Genomic DNA, 20,233 nt, shown 5'->3' with positions numbered 1-20,233 from the left:
CTGCCGCGCCGTCCGCGTCGCCGCGCTGCCCGCGCTGCCGCGCCGTCCCGTCGCCGCGCTGCCCGCGCTGCCGCGCTGCCCGCGCTGCCGCGCTGCCCGCGCTGCCGCGCTGCCCGCGCTGCCGCGCTGCCCGCGCTGCCGCGCCGTCCGCGTCGCCGCGCTGCCGCGCTGCCCGCGTCGCCGCGCTGCCCGCGTCGCCGCGTCGCCCGCGTCGCCGCGTCGCCCGCGTCGCCGCGTCGGCCGTCACCGGCGGCCCGGCTCGGCGACTCGGCGTGCGAGGACGGCACGGTCGGCGTCGAGCCGTTGACCGGCGGCTTTGCGGCCGAGATCGTCGAGCCGGGTCGAACCTGGTCAGGCCGGGACCGGCCGCGAGGGCCGCCCCACGCCCGGGGTACAGGCGGCGGTGATGGCGGCGGCGAGTTCGCGGGCGCGGCGGTGGGCGCCGGTCATGGACGCCTCGTGCTTCTCCAGCAGCGCGGCCAGGGCCGGGTTGTGGGGCGCCATCGTCAGCTCGGGAACGACGGTGGTGACGTCGAGCCCGAGCATGTCCGCACGGCCGAGCACGGCCTCCAGGGTGGGCACGACATAGTCCAGGCCGTGCTTGGGCGCGCCGGGACCGTAGCCGCCGCCGCGCGCCGAGATCAGCACCGCCGGACGTCCGGTGGTCGGCGCGGGGGCCTCGAAGTGCAGGGTGCGGCCGAAGACCATGATCTGGTCCAGCCACGCCTTGAACACCGACGGCATCGTCAGGTTGTACATCGGGACCGTGAAGAGATAGGCGCCCGCGCCGAGGAATTCTTCGATCAACGCGTCCTGCGTCGCCGCCGCCTCGGCCTCCTCGGGCGTGTACTGGGCGGGGTCGGTGACGCGGGCGCTGATGCCGGCCGCGGACAGATGGGGCACGGGCGAGGCGGCCAGGTCGCGGTGGACGACGTCGCCGTTCCAGCCGTCGAGGAAGGACCGCGCGACCTGGTGCGAGACCGAGGCCGCGCCGAGCGAGGAGGAGTCGATGTGCAGGAGGTACGGCATGGGTCGGGTCCTTTCGGAGTGGTTGCGGGCGCGCTCGGGTGATCCGGGAGCGGGCCTGGGGAGGGGCGGTCGCCGTGGATCGGGCGTGTGGTCGCCCCGAGGGCGTCACATACTGGTGGTGCGGTTGCAGACCAGATGAGAGGGCGTCGAGATGGCGGCAGTGCGACAGATCGCGGGTCCGTGCCAGGCGTGGCCGGAGGACAGCGCCTTCATTCGCGAGGTGCTCGACCGCATCGGCGACAAGTGGACGATGCTGATCGTCAGCACCCTGGACGCCGGTCCGCTGCGCTACTCGGACGTGCAGGCGAGCATCCCGGGGATCTCCCAGCGGATGCTGACCCAGACGCTCAAGCACCTGGAGCGCGACGGGATGCTCGTCCGGACCGCGTACCCCGAGGTCCCGCCAAGGGTGGAGTACGAACTCACCGAGCTGGGACGGTCGCTGATGGAAGCGGTCATGGCGATGGCCGCTTGGGCCGCCGCCCACCACCGCGAGATCGCCGCCAACCGGGCGGCCAGCGAGCTGACCGGCGTCGGTCGGAGCAAGGCCCCGGCCGGGTCGTAGCCGAACCGGCGGTGCTCACCGCTCCGCACCGTCGGGCTCGGTCGTCTCGTCGGTGCGGCAGACTCCGGTGCCGGGTTCGCACCACCCGTCGGCGGGGGCCGCCACGATCGGGAGACCGTCCTTCGGCTCGCTCACGACACACGCTCGCTCGACCCGGCCGCCCGCTCCAGCATCCGGCCGTAGACCGGAACCGGCTGCGCCCCCGGGGCGGCGACCCGCCGGTCCAGGACGACGAACGGCACGCCGGTCGCGCCCAGCTCCACGCCTTCGGTCCGGTCGGCGCGGACGCGGTCGGCGTACTCGCCGCTCGCGAGGATCGCGCGCACTCGCCGGCCGTCCAGCCCGACCGACCCGGCGACCCCGGCCAGGGCGTCCGGGGCGTACGGGTCGAGGGCGTCGGCGAAGAAGCCGTCCTGGACGGCGGAGAAGAACTCCAGCCCCAGCCCCTCGTCGTTGGCGTACTGCACCACGCGGTGCAGATCGAAGGTGTTGGCACTGAGACGGTCCAGTGTGAACTTCAGGCCCTCTTCGCGGGCCATCGCCTGGATCCGGCGCTCTGCCGCCATGAAGTGGGCGGCGGTTCCGCCGTGGGTGCGGACGAAGGCTTCTTCGACCGCCTCCGGTTGCTTCGGCGCGGCCGGGTTCAGCTCGAAGGACCGCATGACGACCGTGAACCGATCCGCGTCCGGACGCCGTCCGATCGCGGTCCGGAGCCGGTGCTTGGCGATGTAGCACCACGGGCACCCCAGGTCGGACCACATCTCGATGACGACGGGGCGCGTTGCCTGCTCGACCATCTTTCTCCCTCACCTCACTATCAGTGCGTAACAGCATCATGAGTGAGTGAGAGAGGGCTTACAAAAGGCACTTTCAAGTGCGTGCGCCCCAGGGGCATGGGCGGCCTCGGACCGGGCGGCCTCGGCGTCAGGCGACCAGATCCTCCGGGCTGTTCGCGGCCGGGAACCCGCTGGCCGCACCCCACATCTCCGCGAACCGGCCGTCCTCGAAGCGGAAGATCTCGACCAGCTCGGGCCGGGCGCCGCCCGGGGCCGCGACGCCCTCGACGGTCGAGCGGACGGCGGCGCGGTCGCCCTCGACCACGATGTCCTCGGCGACGACGCGCATGTCGGGGAAGCGGGCCGTGAGCGCGTGCCAGGCGGCCTTGCCCGCGTCGAACCCGGCGGTGCCGAGCGGATGGCTGAAGAAGTCCGGGGTGTGGAGGTCGGCGGCCCGGTCGAACTGCCGGGTGTTGAAGCACTCCTGCAACCGCCGGATCAGAACGGCGGCGTCATCGTGCGCGGTCATCGGCGTGATCCTCTCGGCCGTCCGGTCGGCACCTCTAAGCGGTGCGTCGCCCCGGTTATTGCCACCACTATACGGTGCGCCGCCCCGGTTATGCTGTGGCCACCATGACCGAACCCATCCGGCCCGGCGCGGAGCCCCCGGGGACGCCCGGCGGCGGTCGCGTTCTGCGTGCCGACGCGCGCCGCAACCGCGAACGCGTCCTGCGGACCGCGCAGCGGCTGTTCGCCACCGAAGGACTCGACGTCTCCCTGGACGAGATCGCACGCCGCGCGGGCGTCGGCCCCGGCACCGTCCACCGCCACTTCCCGACGAAGGAGGCGCTCTACCTCGCCGTCGCGACCGACCAGCTCGAACGCCTGATCGCGGAGGCCGAAGCGCTCGCCGCCACCGGCGACCCCGAGGCGGTGTTCGCGCTGCTGGCCCGCATGATGGCGAGCGGCGCCGAGAACGCGACGGTCAAGAGCGCGCTCACGGCCGCCGAGTTCGACCTGCGCACCGCCGCCCCACAGGTGGCCGCCGACCTGACACGCCACGTCGCGGACCTGCTCGCCCGCGCGCACGCCGCCCGCGTCGTCCGCCCGGACGTCACCGCCGCCGACCTGATGGCGCTCGTCGCCGGCGCCTTCGCCGCGATCCGCCACGCGGGCGCCGAGACCAGCCCCGACCGCTCGGCGCACCTGGCCCGCCTCATCATCGACGGCCTCCGCCCCTGACCGTTTTGTGCTGCCCCAGGGGTGTTGGCCAATCCGGTGATGGGTGGCCGATCGCCGGCGGTGGTGCGGCTCCGGTGCGGGTGAGCGCCACCGGCAGCACGCTCGGCCCCACGATGAACGTCGCATCGTCCCACCGGTCGCGTTCAGACGTCGGGCAGCTTGGACGCCGCCGACGTTCCGAGCGCTTCGGCCGTCGTGCAGAGGTCGGCGTTCGCCTGCGGCCCGTACACGGTCAGCATGACGAACTCGACGGTGGGATCGCCGGCGGCGTCGGTGAAGTGACGGTGCTCGACGGCGACAGTGCACGAGTGGTCGGCCTGGTAACCCGCGGCAACATGGGAGCGCCTGCCCGCGAGCAGTACCGGTTTCCCGTCGTCGTCCAGATCGTCGTCCTGGTTGAACTGCACGTCGACGCCTGCATCGGTCGTGGCACTGTCCCACGTGCAGTCCCAGCCGGCGAAACCCGCGTGCCGATTCTTCGCATCGGCACCGGGAATCGCGTTGAGCGCTTCGTCATCGAGCAGGTCGCACGCGTTGCGAAGGGCGAGCGAGTTCTTCGGAAACCGGTCCCGGTAAACCGGCGCCGTGCCGTTGTTCAGCCTCTCCACCGCACGGCCCGTGACGGCCTGGGCGATCGTGCACAGTCCCGCCGCCGAGTGCCTGAGCCTCTTCGCCGTGATCCGTACGTGATCGCCGTCGGCGAGCCGGACGTCCCGGATGCACCGGTCCGGCTCGTCGGGCATTTCGGTGACGCTCACATGGCCGACTCTCGTCGTGCGCGTCGCGGGCGGCGACTCTGCCGAGGGACCGTCGAAGTGGAGGTCGACGTCCACGGTCGGCTCGGCATCGTTGTCCGGGCTCAGCAGGACGTCGCACCGGGACAGCGCCCCATAGTCGGGGTCGATCCTGGTCGCGCCGAAACCGGCGAGCGACCCGGCGTCGAGAAGCGAGCAGGGATCGGCCCTGTGGACGTCGCGAAGGACGGCCACGGGCGGCCCGCCCGTCGAGCCGTGGCGGCGGTGCGTCACCGCCCACCCCACCGCCGCCAGTAACACGGCCGCCACCGCGACGGCCGTACGAGGCCCCCATCGTCCCCCGGGTCTCGACGGGGGCCGCGCGACCGCAGAAGGCCCGAGTCCCCCATCGCGTGGCGGACGGCTCGGCTCGCCGGTGGGGGCGGCCTCCTTCGACGCCCGGACGACGCGACCCCGGGCACGCACCCACGATGCGGAGTCCTGGCCGCAGGTCCGGACGAAAAGTTCCAGCGTGCGGGTCTGCGGCACGTTGGTCGAGCCGTCGAGGATGCCTTGGATCGTGGCCGTCCCGAGACCGCTGGCCGCGGCGAAACGATGCACGCTCCACCCGCCCTCGTGAAAGAGCCTCCGGAGCCCGGCGAGCAGTTCCTCACGCCCGTGCACCCCGTCGGGATCAACGTGTTCCACCGCACGGCCCCTCTCAACGTGCCGGTTCGTTCGGTTGCGTTCCGTCCGCCAGCAAACACCATCCGTGATGACCTGGGGGATCGAACGAGAACTCTGTTCTGGCCGTTTCCGTGTCGAAACCGAACACCGCACGCCAGCACGCTCTTCACCGGCCGGGCCCAGACCCGACGACCGTCCGGCCGAGAAGGGAGAACCGGCCATGACCACCGCGTCCCGCCGTCCGTCCACCCGCCGGGCCCGCGCCGTCCGCCGGTTCGCGCACGCGGCGACGTCCGCCGCAGTGGACGCCGTCGCCTGCGCCCTCGGCACCGCTCTCGGCACCGCCGTCCTCGCCCTCGCGCACCGATGGTTCGCCCACTAGATGACCTGCGGACCGTGCCGCCCGCCAATGTCTGGAAGCCGGGCTCTTGGACGAGATCCTCGTGCGCCTCGCGCCCGTCCTGCCAGGCGACGGCCCTTCCCCGATGGACGAACAACGGCCCAGGGGTTCCTGGGCCGTTGACGGATCAGAAGAGGCTTCGGCTGCCGGCTCTTTTCCGTGCTGCGGTCAGTGGACGGGTGCGGTCTGCACCAGGACGTGGCCGTGGGCGTCCAGAGCTTGGAGTTGGTAGTAGCCGGACGGCTCGTCCTTGAGCGGGATTGTGGTGTCGTAGCCGCGCCAGGCGACGGTGGTGAGCGGTGTCAGGTCGGTGGTGGTGGGGCCGTGGAGAACTCGCCATTGGGCGACGTTGGTGGCCCCGTTCCAGATCGCCCGCGCGTCTGTCTTTCCCTGCGCGGGGAGGACCAGCTGCGGCGGGGTGGTGGGTGATCCCCGCCAGGGGTCGAAGTAGGCCCGGTAGGTGCGTCGGGCCGGGACGGCGTCGTAGAGCATCTGCCCGTCGGGCGTGAATTCGGAGATGTGCCCGGCGTTGCCCCAGCTGCCGAAAGCGTTGCCGTTGGGAAGGGCCTGCATGTTGCCGGTGGCGGCGGCTCGCAGATCGTCGGGATGGGTCTGGTTGCGGATCAGCGTGGCCTTGCGGGCGGCCAGGTCGAGATGGATCCACTCCAGGCTGCTGAGCCGACGCTGGGCGGGCGTCCCTTGGACTTGCGGGCCGTCGTTGTTGTTGAACATCGACACCGTGGTGGCGTTGGGCATTTCAGCGTCGTGCTGGTAGGAGAACTGAATCCCCTTGCCGAGGGCGAAGGTGGAGTGCTTGCCGCCCAGCCGCCAGTTGATCGCGCCGGTGGTCCGGTTGATGTTGTAGATGGTGGAGGTGTGGCGCAGGGAAATGACCAGGTTTCCCGAGGGATCCAGCGCGATGGAGTTCATGTGGTACGGGTCGAGGATCTTTTCGGCCTTGAAGGAGGCGTAGGTGTCGGCGACCGGGACGTGCTGCAACGCGTCCCACTGGAACAGCGTCCGCTTGGTGGCGACGTCGATGACCGAGGCGATGCAGTCGTAGATCTTGCCGTGCTTGGGGCCTCCGACGGAGGTCAGGTCAACGGTCTTCTCCACGTAGGAGGTGACCAGCGCCTTTCCGTCGGGGGTGAGCCGGAACTCGTGCGCGTCGGCGGGCATGTTGGACGGGGTGAAGCTCGCGATGATGTTGTAGTGGTCGTCGGCGATGAAGTCGGTTCCGACGCCGTGGCCGCTTTGCGACTCTCCCTGCCACCAGGTCAGCACCGGCTTCCCCCGGTAGGTCTGGGTGCGGAAGTTGTTGATCCGCTCGCCCTTGGGCGCGGCGCGCTGGTAGACCACCTGACCCGACTTGGTCATGATTCTGGCGACCGACCCGGCGCCCTTCTCCTTTTTCGGCTCCGCGGTCGCGCCGCCGCCGTCCGTGGGCTGCTTTCCATTGTCGTTGACCCCGCCGAGACCGGTGGTGTAGAACACGTACCCGCTCAATCCGTCGGGTTTGTTGACGTTCACCTTGTATTCAGGCGGCGCCTTGGGAGGGGGAGCATCCGCGCTCGCCACGGTCATGCAGCCGACGGCCGAGCCCAGGAGCAATACACCCGCGACCGCTCCGGTCGCCGACGGGTAGAACACCCGGCCGATAATTCTGATCACCATCTCTCCTCTCGATACGAGGGGAGACCGTAACCATCGATTCTGGGAAAACTCTGGCATCCGCCGCGCTCGCTCGCCGCGGCTGCGCCCACCGGCGGCCCCCGACTCGGCCCGAGCGGCTGGGCACGCCGACGAGCTGATGGAGATGTCCTCTAAACGGGCGGCATCAGGTCGCTCGCGCTGACGGTGCACGTCAACGAGGGGTAGACGAAGTCCGTCTCGTTGTTCTCGCGGCGTCGCAGTCGGTAGAACTCGTGCTGCTGCTCGTCGTCGGCCAGCGTGAGGCGCGCGCCCTGCGGGAGATGGGGGTGTCCGTCACGGAAGTGGACCAGGGTCTTCGACGTTCGGAACGTGACGCCCAGCCACTGGTTCTCCGTCGGCTGGGTCGGCGCGTCCAGCACGATCTTGTGCTTGAGTCGCCGATTCGAGCTGACGGAGAACGTGACGACGCTGTTGTGGGTCAGGGGGATCTCGAACTTCTCGCCGTCCTGATCCTTCGCCTCGAAGATCAGCTTTCTTGACGGGCCTGATTCAGGGTGCTCGTAGCAGGAGAAGACGGCGATGAACGACTCGTCGGCCAGATCGAGCGCCTGGTCGGAATGGCCGCCCATCTTTCGGTAGGCGTTCGTGTAGGTCTCGATGAGAGCGTTGTTCAAGCCGACCGGTAGCGCCGCATGTTCCTCGATCCTTCGGGCCAGGTGTTCGTGAACTGGCCGGAAACGCTGCGCCGGGGTGCTGTAGCGAGTGGTCGTGCGTACGAGAGGCACGCCGCCCGTCTCGTCGGTCTTGGTGAGCACGGCGCCGCGTCGGCCTTTGCCCACGTCTTCCCAGCGGACCGACGCGTACAGCTCGGCGAACAGGTTCTCCCTGCTAGGCAGGTCGTAGGAGAGGACGTCGTCCGAGATCCTAGATCCGGGGGGCAACGTAGTCTCCCGCGTTCATGCTGAAGAGGAACTTGCCGCCGTAGTCGATGAAGCCCGTGCTCTTGTTCTCCTCGGCGTACATCCTGCGCAGTTCGGCCATGCCCTCTTCGGTGGGCGCCTCCAGTTTCACCAGATCACCGCCCGCTTTGAGGAACGTCCGGCCGTTCTTGTGGACGGCTTCGGTGCTCGAACAGCGCACCACGTAGCCCAGACGGGTCGGAATCATGTGGGCGTCGAGCGTCGACGGCCGGATCTCGTGCGTGTAGAGGCGGTTGGTGGACAGCGGCATGAAGAACACGGACCCGGGATAGAGGGTCAGGGTGAACTGCTGCGGGAGCGCGACGCTGTCGCCTTCCGCAGTCGCCTTCAAGCGGAAGCGGAGCCGGGTCAGGCCGCTGGCGCGCTTCACGCCGTAGTCGAAGGCGTCGTCGGCCATGGGCTGCAGCTTGTCGAGCCCGTCATAGAACGTGCAGAAGGCCATGATGCCGTTGACGGGCATGTCCTTCGTCTTGTCCGCGTGGGACGAGATCTTGGCCTTGGCCTGCTTGCGCTCGGCCGTCGCCTGGGTGTTGTGGTAGATCTGCGCGAGGACGTGGTTCAGCGGCGCGTGCCCCCGGAAGATGGCGGCTGCCTCGCGGTTCAGGGCGTCGACGATGCTCGTGTCGGTCGGACGGAAGCTCTCGGTGGGCCCGGAGAGATTCGTGGAGCACCGGAGCAGCCGGAAATGCAGCTCGTCTCCGTCCTGCGTGACGGGCGTCAGATAGATTCCGCTGCGGTGGGCCGTCCCGGTCTTGGTGGACTCGGTCAGAGACTGGAACTGGTGTTCCGTGCTGATCTGGCCGAAGTGGTCGGCGCCGAGGTCGAAGAAGCGGCGGTAGAACACGCCGACGCCGTGGACGCGGAGCGGAACTCGGCCGAGGTCGATGATCGTCCACGGATTGCCGGCGTCCTCGCGGTAGCCGTGCGACAGCTCCCGGACGACGAACACCCGGGCCGCTGCCCGCAGGTGGTCACCGCTCACCTCGGACACGTCGCCGCACAGATAGACGGTCTTCTGCGTCAGGTCGATCGAACCAGCAGCCAGGTCCTCCGGCGTGATCGTGGACCCGAAGAAGTCCTTGATCGCATCATCGTCGCGCAATTTCGACGGTGCGACCAGGACATTGTCCGCGCCCTCGATGCGCGCTTCTGCCAGATCCGTTGCATCCATCAACCCGTACCCGCCATCCGCATTCCAGGACGCTGACCTTGGAGCCGACCAGAGAGGCCCGTAGCCGGTCGGTTCGGGTCATTCTAGGAACATTGGACGTCGTCGGGCCGGTCCAGCGCAGGCCAGAGGCGCCCGGCGCGGCTCGCGGTGCCCGGGGTCAGCAGGGGATCTCCGCGTGGACGGTGAAGCCTCCTTCAGAGTCCGGACCTGCGCTGAACGTGCCGTTGAGGGCGGTGACGCGTTCGCGCATTCCGCGCAGGCCGCTTCCCGTCGGCGCGCCGCCCTCCGCGCCTTCGACCGCGCTGCCGTTCGGGCCGCCAGCCGCACCGTCCGTCGCACCGCCCGTCGCGTCGCTGTTCGGGCTGCTGTTCGGGCTGCTGCTCGGGCCGCTGTTCGGGCCGCCGGTCGTACTGTCTGTCGCGTCGCTGCTCGGGCCGCTGTTCGGGCCGCTGCTCGCGCCGCTGTTCGAGCTGCCGTTCGGGCTGCCAGGCACACCTTCCGTCGCGTCGCTGCTTGCGTCGCTGCTCGGGCCGCTGGTCGGGCCGCTGGCCGCACTGTCCCTCGCGCCGCTGGCCCCACTGCTCCTCGGACTGCCGGTCGCGCTGCTGGCCGGGCTGACGGTCGAGCCGCCGGTCGCGGTGACTTCCGCGCTGTCGTGTCTGCCGCTGGTCGGGCTACTCGTCGGGTTGTTGGTGAGGTTGGCGCCCGGGTGGGCGCCGGGGTGGGCGGGCGGTGGCGTGGGCGTGTTCGTGATCGTCAGGCTCAAGGCGTCCGGGGTGTAGGTCAGCGTGATGTCGGCGGTCACCGGGGGCGGGCCCGCGTGGCGGGTGATGTTCGTCAGGGACTCCTGGACGATCCGGAACGCCGCCAGGTCCGCGCCCGCCGGGAGAGGGCGGCGGTCGCCGGTGACCGTGAGCAGGACGTCCAGGCCGGCCGCGCGGGCGCGGTCGACCAGGTCGTCCAGTTGGGCCAGCCCGGGCGTGGGGGAGCGGGGCGCGCGCTCGCCCTCGGCGCGCAGGGCGCCGATCACCGAGCGCATCTCGGTCAGCGCCTCCTTGCTCGCCTCCTTGATCGCGGCCAGGGCACTGCGGGCCTCCTCGGGGTTGTCGTCCAGCAGGTGCAGCGCCACGCCCGCCCGCACGTTGATCATGGAGATGTTGTGCGCGAGGACGTCGTGCAGCTCCCGCGCCATCCGCAACCGCTCCTCGCTGGCGCGCCGCCGGTCCTCCTCGGCGCGCGTCCGCGCGGCGGCGGCGGCGCGCAGGGACGTCGCCCGCAGCAGCTCGCCGGTCACGAGCGCGACCAGCGCCCAGCCGAGCGAGCCCGCCACGCCGTCCACGCCGGGACGGTCGACCGGGAAGAACGCGCCGGTATGGCCGCGTTCGGCGCCCGGCACGCCGATGAGCGTGGTCAGGACGAGATAGCCGGTGATCGTCGCCGCCGTCCCGGTCCAGGCGACGAGCCGGCGGCCCGCCGTCACCGCCCCGACCATCGCGACCAGCGGCGACAGCATCACCGGGCCGTAGGTGTAGGCGCGCAGCAGGTAGAACGCGGTGACCGCGCCGGTCGCGGCGAGCACCGCCACCGGCGCCCGGCGGCGCAGCAGCAGCGCCAGCGGGCCCGCCGCCAGCAGCGCCACGCCGAGCGCGTCCAGCGGCGTTGCGGGGGGCAGCCGGTCCTCGTGGCCGCCCCACCGGCCGCCCGGATGCTGCGCGCCGAACGATCCGGCGATCTGGACGGCGAGGAGCACCGCCGGGACGACCCAGACGGGCCATTCCGACGGCGGCGGGACGCGGCGCAGCGCGGACGAGGAGGTCACGCCCAGCACGCTAGGCGACGCGAGGGGCGACCGGCATCGCTCGGAAGTCGGCTTCGGGAGTACGCCGGGAGTCGTACGGGGTCCACCGAAAGTGGGCGGATGTAACGGACGGCTCCGGCGCAATCCCCGCAGGTCGCCTACTCGACGGCCGCGCCGTCCGCCACGATGTCGTCGGCCAGCGGGAGCACGACCGACGCGATCTCGGCGATGGTGTCGTCCGGGACGCCCGCCGCGCCGAGCGCCGCGACGAGGTGCCCGGCGACGAGGTCGAAGTGCCGCCGCTCGATGCCCCGGCCGAGGTGGACGTCCTTCATCGACCCGCCGCCGTAGATCATCGGCCCGCCGAGCGCCTGCCCGAAGAACTCGACCTGGCGCCCCTTGAGCCGGGGCAGGTTCGTCCCGGCGAAGAAGCCCGCCAGCTCAGGATCGGCGAGGATCCGCACGTAGAGGTCGTCCACGACCGCGACGAGCGCGTCTTCGCCGCCGATGGATTCGTAGATGCTCATTCCGACATCCCTCCGGTGTGTGGGACCCGAGCACACCGGAGGGCCTTGTCGGGGCGATTGCACCTCGGTTAGGACCGTGGCACGAAAAGCGCACACCGTCGTTCACGCATGGTGAGCGGCGGGCCGCGTCGGTGCCGGAACGGCGGGAGCGGCGGGAGCGGCGGACGCGCGCGGCAGGAACTGCACCAGCGCCGTGATCGCCAGCGACCCCGCGATGAGGTAGACCAGTCCGTCCTGGAACGCGTGCGGGACCCCGCCGGAGACGGCGCCGAAGTAGATGACGCCGATGATCCCGACGCCGAGCGCGTTGCCGACCTGCTGCGCCGTGGCGAGGGCCCCGGCGGCGGACCCGGCGTGGTGCGGCGCGACCCGGGCCAGGACGACGGCGGTGATCGGCGCGAACGCCAGGCCCATCCCGATCCCGTCCAGGACCAGCACGGGGACCAGTGCACCGATCGGTGCATCTACCCCGGCCAGGACGAGCAGGATCGCGAGCCCGCCCGCGCGCACCAGGCCGCCGAGCGCGATCGTCTGCCGCCCGAGCCGCGCGGACAGCCGGGGCGCGAGCAGGGAGGCCGCGAGATAACCGGCGCCGATCGGTGCGAAGACGAGCCCGGCCTGGAGGGCGTCCAGTCCGCGTCCCTGCTGGACGTACAGGGCGAACACGAAGAAGTACGCGGCCATGCTCATCGAGAACGCCACCGCGGTGAGCAGCCCGACCGTGAACGGACGCTCACGGAACAACGCCGGGTCGATCAACGGCGCGGGGTGGCGGCGCAGCGCGTAGACCGCGAGCAGGACGAGCGCGGCGAGTGGGGACAGCCACGTCCACAGCGGCCAGCCCTGCTCGCGTCCCTCGATCAGCGGCAGCAGCACGGCGGCCAGCGCGAGCGTGACGAGCACGGCCCCGCCCGCGTCGAGCCGAGGCCGCGCGCCCGCGGGTCCCGTGTGCCGCGAGCGACCCGGGAGACCGGTCGGGGCCGGTCGGCCGGGGAGGCTGGCCGAGGTCGGCTGGGCGGAGAGGCCGGTCGAGGTCGGCTGAGCGGGGAGACCGGACGGGGCCGGCTGGGCGGGGAGGACGGCGCGGCTTTCCGGGACGACCCGGAACGTCGCAGCGAGGGTCACCAGGCCGATCGGGACGTTGATCAGGAAGCAGGCGCGCCAGCCGAGGCCGAACAGGTCCGCGTTGATGAGCAGCCCCCCGATGAGCTGGCCGAACACGGCGGCGAGCCCGATGGTGAGCGCGTAGGCGTTGATGACGCGGACCTGCGCGCGGCCGGTGTAGGCGGTGCGCAGGATCGCGAGCACCTGCGGCGTGAGCAGCGCGGCGGCGGCGCCCTGGGCGACGCGGGCGGCGATGAGCGTCCCGGTGTCCGGCGCGAGGCCGCACAGCGCGGACGTGAGCGTGAACAGCGCGAGGCCGAGCGCGAAGGCGCGGCGGCGGCCGAGGACATCCCCGAGCTGTCCGCCGAGGACGAGCCCGGACCCGTAGACGAGCCCGTACCCGGCGACGACCCACTCGACGGCCGAGGCGCCCGCGCCCAGGTCGTGCTGGAGGGACGGCAGGGCGACGTTGACGATGAAGAAGTCGAGGACGGTGACGAACACACCGGTCAGCACGGTGGGGAGCGTGCCCGCACGGGCCATGAGCACTCCAGGGGAGATAGAACGGTCGGTATACGTCGCTGATCATAGATAGATCGGTTGATCTACTGTCAAGTCCGTGCCTAGAATCGTCCCGTGACCACGCGCCCCGGACCCCGCGACCGCCTCCTCCAGGCCGCCCGCGACCTCACCTACACCCAGGGCGTCCACGTCGGCGTGGACGCGATCCTCAAGCAGGCCGACGTCGCCCGAAGGTCGCTCTACCAGCACTTCGGCGGCAAGGACGGCCTGATCGTCGAGGTGCTGCGCAGCGCCGACCCCGTCGCCCGCTACCGCACCGCCATGGACGCGGCGGGCGACGAGCCGCGCGCCCGCGTCCTCGCGGTGTTCGACGAGCTGGACCGCGTCACGACCAAGCCCGACTTCCACGGCTGCCGGTTCACGGCCGCCGAACTGGCCCTGGCCGACCCGGGCCACCCCGCGCACAAAGAGGTCCGCGCCACCAAGTGGCGGATCCACGAGCTGTTCGCGGGCGAGCTGACCCGGCACGGCCACCCCGACCCGGACGCGGGGGCGAACCAGCTCGCCGTGCTCGTGGACGGGGTGCTGGCCCAGGGCGTCACGCGCCCCGAGGAGCACCCCGCGCTCGCCGCCCGCGCGCTGGCCGAGACGGTCCTCGACCAGGCCGGGCGGCCCTGAGCCGGGTCAGGCGGTCGACCCGGCCGTGAGGACGGCGTCGATCTCGCGCACGAAGTCGTCCAGGTCGTCCGGCCGCCGGGAGGTGACCAGCGGATAGCCCGCGTCATCGGTAACGACCGGTCGATCTACCCACGTGCCGCCCGCGTTGCGGATGTCGGTCTGCAGCGAGGGATAGGACGTAAGCGTCTTGCCCTCCGTCGCCCCCGCCTCCACCAGCGCCCACGGCCCGTGGCAGATCGCCGCGACCGGCGCGCCCGTGGACGTGAACGCCCGGACGATCCCGATGGCGGTCTCGTTGCGCCGCAGCGTGTCCGCGTTGAGCGTCCCGCCGGGAATGAACAGCAGGTCATAGTCGGCCGGTTCGACCTGGTCCAGCGAAAGCGTCGGTTCGACCGTCTTGCCCGGGTCCCGGTCGCCGACCAGCGTCTGGATGGTGTCCGCGGACGGGGCGGCGACGTCGATGTCGGCGCCGTCGTCGCGCAGGTGCTGCACCGGCACGATCAGCTCGTCCTGCTCGACGCCGTAGTTCGACACGATCGCCAGTGCGCTGTAGCCGGTCAGATTGGCGTCACCCATGATGCTTCCCTTCTGTCGCGGTCAGGCTGCATCCGACCGCCCGTACCCGCCCCCGGAGGCCTATCCACGCGCGACAGAAGGGTTTGCCCGGGGTTGGCCCCGCCCAGACGCGAGCGCTAGCCCCGCCGTCAAAACCCCACCCCGCCGTCCCCGCCCCGCAGCCCGCCCCGGCCCGAAGCCCGGAGCGATGCCGCGCTCGCGAAGACACGGTCGCGGAATGAGACGCCAGGCGAGCCCGGGAAGTCGGCCGGAAGCCGGACGGCCGGGCCGCCGCCCGGCATAACACCGCTGACCGTGGACTACCCCGACAGCGGGCTGAGCTTGACCCTGGGGCACGCGCTGCTGTTGCGCCCGACGGGGTCGGCGGGCTGGCGGGCGCGGGACGCGGCCGGAGCACTCCGCCGTCGCCCGGCTGGCCCGCAGCTGCTCAGGCGCAAGGGCCCGGGCAGGCGCGGGCGTTAGCTCTTGTGGCGGCGACGGCGCCCGGCGGGGCTGGTGGGCGCGGGGCGCGGGCGGGAGCACCCCGCCGATGGCCTTCGGCGGGGCTGGCGGGCATGGGACGCGGGCGAAGCACTCGGCCGCCGCCCCGGCCAGTCCGGAACCGGCCCGGGGCGCAGGGGCCTGGGCGGCTGTGGGCGTTGGCTGTTGTGCGGCGACGGCGTCCAGCGGGAACGGGACGCGGTCGGAACATCCTGCCGCCGCGCCGGCCGGCCCCGGGCCGACGCGGAGTCGGCCCGGGGGCGCTGGGGCCTAGGTGCGGGTGCTAGCTGTTGCGCGGGGACGGGGCTCGGCGCGGTCGGCGGTTGCGGGACGCGGGTGGAGTGCCCCGGCGGCGTCCCTCTTGGGCGGGATGGCCCGTGGTGGCCTCTCGGGGCGCCGGGGTTTCGCGGGACGCGGTGGTCTCGCGGGGCGCGCCGGCCTTGCGGGACGCGGTCTCGCGCGATGAAGCGGCTCCGCGGGACGGGGCGGCTTCGCGGCGCGCGGGGGTCTCGCGGGACGCGGCCTTGCGGGGCGCGGTGTCGCGGGACGGGGCGGACTCGCGGGACGCCGCCTTACGGGGCGCGCTGTCGCGGGGTGAGGTGGCCCTGCGGGACGGTGTTGCCTCGCGGGACGAGGCGGTGGGGGCCGGGCCGGGTGGGGTGCGGGCGCCGGTGATGCGGGTCAGTTCCGCGTCGCCCGGGCGGACGGCCGTCGTCGTCGGGCGGACCTTGGCGGCGGCGAACAGTTCGTCCACGGCGGCGCGCTGGTCGGGCAGGACGAGCGTGACGACCGTCCCGGCGCGGCCGGCGCGGGCCGTGCGGCCGGCGCGGTGCAGGTAGTCCTTGTGGTCGGCGGGTGGGTCCACGTTGACGACGAGGTCCAGGTCGTCGATGTGGATGCCGCGCGCGGCGACGTCGGTGGCGACGAGGACGGTCACCTCGCCCGTCCGGAAGCCGGCGAGCGTGCGGTCGCGCTGGGACTGCGTCCGGCCGCCGTGCAGGGCGCCGGCGTTGATCCCGCGCGCCGACAGCTTGCGGACGAGCCGGTTCGCGGCGTGCTTCATCCGCACGAACATGATCACCTGCCCGGAGCGGGCGGCGATGTGCGCGGTGGTCTCCTGCTTGTCGGTGTCCGCGACGCGCAGCAGGTGGTGCTCCATCGCGGTGACGGCCCCGGCGGCGGCGTCGACGGCGTGCGACACCGGGTCGTCCAGGAAGCGCCGGACGAGCTTGTCCACGTCGCCGTCGAGCGTGGCGGAGAACAGCATCCGCTGGCCGCCGGGCGGCGTGCGGTCGAGCAGCCGGGTGACCTGCGGCAGGAAGCCCATGTCGGTCATCTGGTCGGCCTCGTCCAGGACCGTGACGGCGATGTCGCCGAGGTGGCAGTCGCCGCGTTCCAGCAGGTCGGCGAGGCGTCCGGGGGTCGCGACGAGGACGTCGGCGCCGCGCCGCAGCGCGGTGGCCTGGCGCGCGATCGGCAGGCCGCCGACGACGGCCGTCATCCGCAGGCCGACGGCGTCGGCGTAGGGGGTGAGGGCGGTCGCGACCTGCTGCGCGAGTTCGCGGGTGGGGACGAGGACGAGCGCGAGCGGACGGCACGGCTCGGCGCGCCGGCCGGTGAGGCGGGCGAGCAGCGCGAGGCCGAAGGCGAGGGTCTTGCCGGAGCCGGTGCGGCCCCGGCCGAGGACGTCCCGGCCGGCGAGCGCGCTCGGCAGCGTCGCGGCCTGGATGGGGAACGGCTCGGTGACGCCCTGCGCGGCGAGGGCCGTCAACAGCGGGGCGGGGAGCGGGAGCTCGGCGAACGAGGCGACGGGCGGCGGTGCGGGCGTGCCCGGACGCGGGGACTCCGCGCCGTGCGGTCGCCGGGCCGCCGGGCGCCGGGAGCGGCGCGCGGGACGGGCGGAACGGGTCATGGCGGTAGTCCTTCCGGACCGGGTCGCCGCGGCGGATCGACGCCCGCCGCGGCGCTGCGGAACGGTCAGGCGGGGACGATGTTCTCCGCCTGGAGGCCCTTCTGGCCCTGGGTGACGTCGAACGTCACCTTCTGGCCCTCCTGCAGCTCGCGGAAGCCCTGCGCCGCGATGTTGGAGTAGTGGGCGAAGACGTCGGCGCCGCCGTCGTCCTGGGCGATGAAGCCGAAGCCCTTTTCGGCGTTGAACCACTTGACGGTACCGGTGGCCATATTGATCTCCTTCGGATTAGGTCCCGGTCGCACACCTTGTACGGCCGGAAGCGCCGCGATGGCCCATCCGGAAGATCCAGAACAACAAAAAATGCGCCTGAGGATCGAACCTGCAGGCGCACACAAATGTCTATGGGAACCGCAACTGCCTCGACGCTACCACACGTCCGCCGGAGCGCGATCCGGCGCGCGCGGCGCGTGCGCGAGCGCATGCGCGAGAATGGGCGGTGGCGACGGGAGGAGAACGACCCCATGACCCACCCGGACCGAACCGCGCACATCACCGTCACGCGGAGCCTGTCGCGCGAGCAGCAGGCGCGGCGGGAGCGGCTGATCGCGGCGGCCCGCGCGCTGGCCGACGCGGGCGGCTACCCGGCCGTCACGATGCACGACGTCGCCGACCGCGCGGGCGTGGCGCGCGCCACCGTGTACCGATATTTCGCGACAAAAGACCATCTTCTTACCGAGGTGGCCGCCGTCTGGGCGCAGGAGATCGCCCCCGGCGACCCGGCCCCCGGCGCGACGCCCGAGGAGCGGCTCACCGGCCTGCTGGAGCGCATCGTCGTGGTCGCCGCCGAGAACCTGACGCTCGCGTCGGCGGTCGTCCAGGCGGCGACGTCCGGCGACCCGGGCGTGGACGCGGCCCGCACCGAGCTGTTCGCGCAGCTCCGCGCCCGGCTGTCGGCGGCGATCGGCGATCCGGTGCCGGGCCGCGAGGACGCCGAGATCGTCCTCGGGCACGTGCTGCTCGCCGCCCTCGTCAGCCTGACGTCGCTGCGCCGCCCCGTGGACGAGGTCACCGCGCTCGTGCGCACGTCGGGACGGCTCGTCCTGCGCGGCGCGCTCGCCGCCGTCCCGGGCTGACCGCCGGGTCACAGGACGGTCACGGGCTCCGTCTCCAGGTGATGATCCCCGTCGGGTGAACGCCCGGGGTTGTCACTCGACTGACAACGGCACCCGGCTAATGCGTCGGTGAACCTGAAGCCCCGCCGTCCCACCGGAGGTACCTTCCCCGGAAGGCCCCGGACCCCGGCGGGGTGGGAGGAACCAACGGTGACAGCGTCGATCGAGGAACGTTCGCAGCTCAAGCCCTGGGTGGGCGTGCCCGGTGAGGTCTCGGAGCTGTTCCGACCGCATCTCGGCGCCCTGGCCGAGGAGATGATCGAGGAGATCCTGGCCGGCGTCCCGGAGTACTCGCGTCCGCACGACGAGGAGTACGCGCGGTTCGTCCGGCTCGCGGTGGAGGGCGCGCTGCGGCAGTTCGTCGACCTCATCATGGACCCCGACAGCTCGTGGGAGCCGGTCGCGGCCGTGTACCGGGAGATCGGCTGGGCGGAGGCCCGCGAGGGGCGCAGCCTCGACGTGCTTCAGACGTCCCTGCGGCTCGGCGCGCGCGTCGCGTGGCGGCGGCTGGCGTCGGAGTCGGAGCGGTACAACATCTCGCGCCGGACGCTCGCCAGCATCGCCGAGGCCATCTTCGCGTTCCTGGACGAGATCGCCCGCGCCGCCACCGAGGGGTACACCAAGGCCCGCGAGCAGGAGGCGGGCGAGCTGGAGCACCGGCGGCGCCGACTGCTGGACATGATGCTCGCCGAGCCGCCCGCCGCGCCGCAGGCCGTCGCCGACCTCGCCCGGCTCGCCCAGTGGCGGGTGCCGCGGACGGTCGCGGCGGTCGTGCTGTACGAGCGGGGGCAGGAGCCGTTCACGCACCCGTCGCTGCCGCCGGACGTCCTCGCCGACGTGAACCGGCGCGAGCCGTGCCTGATCGTCCCCGACCCGGACGGGCCGGGGCGCGGGCGCCTGCTGGAGAACGCCCTGCGCAACTGGGTCGCCGCGATGGGGCCCACCGTCCGCACCGAGGACGCAGCCAAGTCGATGCGGTGGGCGCGCGAGGCGCTGCCGCTGGCGCGGCGCGGGGTGCTGCCGTCCGACCGCCTGATCCGCTGCTCCGAGCACATGCCGACGCTCGTGGTGTTCAAGGACGAGGAACTGGTGCGCGCCGTCGCGGACCTGCGGCTCGCCCCGCTGCGCGGCGTCCGGCCCCGGCACCGGGAACGGCTCGTGCGGACGCTGCTGTCGTGCCTGCAGAACGGGTTCAACGCGACCGAGGTGGCGGCGCGGCTGCACGTGCACCCGCAGACCGTCCGGTACCGCCTGCACCAGCTCGAAGAACTGTTCGGCGACCAGCTCTACGACCCGGAGACGCGGCTGGAGATGGAGATGGTGCTGACCGTCTGGCTGAGCAGCCCGGACGCCGAACGCCGCACCGAGGCCGACGAGGACTGACCCACCCGCCAGCACCCGACACGGCCCCGCGAGCGGCGCTGACAGCGCTGCGAGCGGCGGGGACGACGCTGCGAGCGGCGGGGACGGCCTGGCGGGCGGTGGGGGCTACCCCGCGAGCGGGGGGAGCGCCGGGCGGTCGTGCGGGTGGTGGACGGCGCCCGCGATCCGTCCGCGCTCCACGAACACGACGCGGTCGGCGACGGCCGCGGCGGCGCTGTCGCCGGTGACCGCGACGACGCCCGTCCCGAGCCCGGCGGTGGCGCGGCGCAGGCGCTCGAAGAACGCGGCGTCCGGGGCGGCGGCGTCGGGGGCGTCCACGGTGACCAGGCGCGGGCCGGGCAGCAGCGCGCCCGCGCACAGGACGAGCCGCCGGTCGCGGGCGGTCAGCCGCGCGACGGGCGTGCCGAGGACGCCGCCGAGCCCGAGCAGCCACGCCACCCGCGCCGCGCGGTACGGGTCGTGCGGCGTCCCGGCGAGCGCGCAGGACCAGCGCAGATGGCTCGCGACCGTTTCGCGGGGGAACGGGCGCGCGTGCGGCGCGACGAACCCGATCCGGGACCGTCGGACGCCGCGCAGCAGCACGGGGGAGCGCCCGCCGGTGAGGTGGACGGCGCCCGTGCTCGGCGGGACGTACCCGGCGAGGCAGCCGAGCAGCGTGCTGCGTCCCGCGCCGGGCGGTCCCATGAGAGCGCACAGCTCTCCGGCGGCGAACGCGACGTCCACGCCCGCCAGCACAGGCCCGGCGGACGGGTCGTAGGTCTTCCCGAGGCCGGTCGCGCGGACGGTCGTGTCGTGCGTCATACGTCTCCCGGGGGCGTGCGGGGGTGCGTCGCCGGGCCTTTTC

21 protein-coding genes are annotated in these 20,233 nt (G+C 72.5%); 7 read left to right on the top strand and 14 right to left on the bottom strand.

The window, feature by feature from the left end; genetic code table 11:
• The coding region (locus tag GQ466_RS19300) for a hypothetical protein (protein ID WP_202420733.1) at positions 1 to 307 on the top strand (307 nt) is incomplete at its 5' end.
• 44 nt (positions 308 to 351) lie between these two features.
• Here the strand turns inward: GQ466_RS19300 and GQ466_RS19295 are convergent.
• Positions 352 to 1,029: an FMN-dependent NADH-azoreductase gene (locus tag GQ466_RS19295; RefSeq protein WP_161104350.1), complete on the bottom strand. Its 678-nt coding sequence runs from the start codon at positions 1,027 to 1,029 to the stop codon at positions 352 to 354.
• Positions 1,030 to 1,180: 151 nt separating this feature from the next.
• Between GQ466_RS19295 and GQ466_RS19290 the strand changes: the two genes are divergently transcribed.
• Complete coding sequence (locus tag GQ466_RS19290; RefSeq protein ID WP_161104349.1) at positions 1,181 to 1,594, top strand: winged helix-turn-helix transcriptional regulator; 414 nt, start codon at positions 1,181 to 1,183, stop codon at positions 1,592 to 1,594.
• A 131-nt stretch (positions 1,595 to 1,725) separates the two neighbouring features.
• Here GQ466_RS19290 and GQ466_RS19285 read toward each other — a convergent pair whose 3' ends face one another.
• Together GQ466_RS19285 and GQ466_RS19280 are read right to left on the bottom strand one after the other, a co-directional pair.
• The gene (locus tag GQ466_RS19285; protein ID WP_161104348.1) at positions 1,726 to 2,391 is read right to left on the bottom strand and encodes a DsbA family oxidoreductase; all 666 of its coding nucleotides are present in this window, start codon (positions 2,389 to 2,391) and stop codon (positions 1,726 to 1,728) included.
• 127 nt (positions 2,392 to 2,518) lie between these two features.
• Positions 2,519 to 2,899, bottom strand: coding sequence for an ester cyclase (locus tag GQ466_RS19280; RefSeq protein ID WP_161104347.1), 381 nt, complete (start codon positions 2,897 to 2,899; stop codon positions 2,519 to 2,521).
• 104 nt (positions 2,900 to 3,003) lie between these two features.
• On the opposite strand from GQ466_RS19280, the gene GQ466_RS19275 reads away from it, so the two are divergent.
• Positions 3,004 to 3,612, top strand: a complete 609-nt coding sequence (locus tag GQ466_RS19275; protein WP_161104346.1) for a TetR/AcrR family transcriptional regulator — start codon at positions 3,004 to 3,006, stop codon at positions 3,610 to 3,612.
• Between the two features lie 143 nt (positions 3,613 to 3,755).
• Here GQ466_RS19275 and GQ466_RS19270 read toward each other — a convergent pair whose 3' ends face one another.
• Positions 3,756 to 5,054 carry a helix-turn-helix domain-containing protein gene (locus GQ466_RS19270; RefSeq protein WP_161104345.1) on the bottom strand — a complete coding sequence of 433 codons (1,299 nt, stop codon included), beginning with the start codon at positions 5,052 to 5,054 and terminating at the stop codon, positions 3,756 to 3,758.
• A gap of 199 nt (positions 5,055 to 5,253) precedes the next feature.
• On the opposite strand from GQ466_RS19270, the gene GQ466_RS19265 reads away from it, so the two are divergent.
• Positions 5,254 to 5,415, top strand: coding sequence for a hypothetical protein (locus tag GQ466_RS19265; RefSeq protein ID WP_161104344.1), 162 nt, complete (start codon positions 5,254 to 5,256; stop codon positions 5,413 to 5,415).
• A 186-nt stretch (positions 5,416 to 5,601) separates the two neighbouring features.
• Here the strand turns inward: GQ466_RS19265 and GQ466_RS19255 are convergent, their stop codons facing one another.
• From GQ466_RS19255 to GQ466_RS19230, 6 genes are all read right to left on the bottom strand, one after another.
• On the bottom strand, positions 5,602 to 7,107 hold the full coding sequence (locus GQ466_RS19255; RefSeq protein WP_161104343.1) for an arylsulfotransferase family protein: 1,506 nt from the start codon (positions 7,105 to 7,107) through the stop codon (positions 5,602 to 5,604).
• Positions 7,108 to 7,256: 149 nt separating this feature from the next.
• Positions 7,257 to 8,027: an alpha-ketoglutarate-dependent dioxygenase AlkB gene (locus GQ466_RS19250; protein WP_161104342.1), complete on the bottom strand. Its 771-nt coding sequence runs from the start codon at positions 8,025 to 8,027 to the stop codon at positions 7,257 to 7,259.
• Positions 8,011 to 9,237 (bottom strand): hypothetical protein, encoded by a 1,227-nt coding sequence (locus GQ466_RS19245; RefSeq protein ID WP_202420732.1) that lies wholly within the window; start codon positions 9,235 to 9,237, stop codon positions 8,011 to 8,013. The genes GQ466_RS19250 and GQ466_RS19245 overlap by 17 nt, the downstream gene beginning before the upstream one ends.
• A gap of 157 nt (positions 9,238 to 9,394) precedes the next feature.
• Positions 9,395 to 11,056 (bottom strand): histidine kinase, encoded by a 1,662-nt coding sequence (locus GQ466_RS32875; protein WP_337193542.1) that lies wholly within the window; start codon positions 11,054 to 11,056, stop codon positions 9,395 to 9,397.
• A gap of 137 nt (positions 11,057 to 11,193) precedes the next feature.
• A complete protein-coding gene (locus tag GQ466_RS19235; protein ID WP_161104340.1) occupies positions 11,194 to 11,562 on the bottom strand; it encodes a group I truncated hemoglobin in 369 nt (122 codons plus the stop codon).
• Between the two features lie 102 nt (positions 11,563 to 11,664).
• Positions 11,665 to 13,209, bottom strand: coding sequence for an MFS transporter (locus GQ466_RS19230; RefSeq protein WP_161104339.1), 1,545 nt, complete (start codon positions 13,207 to 13,209; stop codon positions 11,665 to 11,667).
• 93 nt (positions 13,210 to 13,302) lie between these two features.
• Here GQ466_RS19230 and GQ466_RS19225 point away from each other — a divergent pair, with 93 nt between their 5' ends.
• Positions 13,303 to 13,866, top strand: a complete 564-nt coding sequence (locus GQ466_RS19225) for a TetR family transcriptional regulator (RefSeq protein ID WP_161104338.1) — start codon at positions 13,303 to 13,305, stop codon at positions 13,864 to 13,866.
• Positions 13,867 to 13,872: 6 nt separating this feature from the next.
• Here the strand turns inward: GQ466_RS19225 and GQ466_RS19220 are convergent, their stop codons facing one another.
• The 3 genes from GQ466_RS19220 to GQ466_RS19210 all read right to left on the bottom strand — a co-directional run bounded on the left by GQ466_RS19220 (position 13,873) and on the right by GQ466_RS19210 (position 17,103).
• Entirely contained in the window at positions 13,873 to 14,442 is a 570-nt protein-coding gene (locus tag GQ466_RS19220) for a type 1 glutamine amidotransferase domain-containing protein (protein ID WP_161104337.1), read from the bottom strand.
• A 763-nt stretch (positions 14,443 to 15,205) separates the two neighbouring features.
• On the bottom strand, positions 15,206 to 16,834 hold the full coding sequence (locus tag GQ466_RS19215) for a DEAD/DEAH box helicase (protein ID WP_161104336.1): 1,629 nt from the start codon (positions 16,832 to 16,834) through the stop codon (positions 15,206 to 15,208).
• A gap of 65 nt (positions 16,835 to 16,899) precedes the next feature.
• On the bottom strand, positions 16,900 to 17,103 hold the full coding sequence (locus tag GQ466_RS19210; RefSeq protein ID WP_103562292.1) for a cold-shock protein: 204 nt from the start codon (positions 17,101 to 17,103) through the stop codon (positions 16,900 to 16,902).
• 252 nt (positions 17,104 to 17,355) lie between these two features.
• Here GQ466_RS19210 and GQ466_RS19205 point away from each other — a divergent pair, with 252 nt between their 5' ends.
• Positions 17,356 to 17,967 carry a TetR/AcrR family transcriptional regulator gene (locus tag GQ466_RS19205; protein ID WP_161104335.1) on the top strand — a complete coding sequence of 204 codons (612 nt, stop codon included), beginning with the start codon at positions 17,356 to 17,358 and terminating at the stop codon, positions 17,965 to 17,967.
• Between the two features lie 189 nt (positions 17,968 to 18,156).
• Positions 18,157 to 19,389 carry a PucR-like N-terminal domain-containing protein gene (locus GQ466_RS19200; RefSeq protein WP_161104334.1) on the top strand — a complete coding sequence of 411 codons (1,233 nt, stop codon included), beginning with the start codon at positions 18,157 to 18,159 and terminating at the stop codon, positions 19,387 to 19,389.
• A 105-nt stretch (positions 19,390 to 19,494) separates the two neighbouring features.
• On the opposite strand, the gene GQ466_RS19195 is transcribed toward GQ466_RS19200, so the two are convergent.
• Positions 19,495 to 20,190, bottom strand: a complete 696-nt coding sequence (locus GQ466_RS19195) for an ABC transporter ATP-binding protein (protein ID WP_161104333.1) — start codon at positions 20,188 to 20,190, stop codon at positions 19,495 to 19,497.
• Positions 20,191 to 20,233 lie beyond the last annotated feature (43 nt).

Source organism: Actinomadura rayongensis (assembly GCF_009831215.1).
Lineage (GTDB): Bacteria > Actinomycetota > Actinomycetes > Streptosporangiales > Streptosporangiaceae > Spirillospora > Spirillospora rayongensis.
This window is presented reverse-complemented; position numbering and strand designations above follow the sequence as displayed.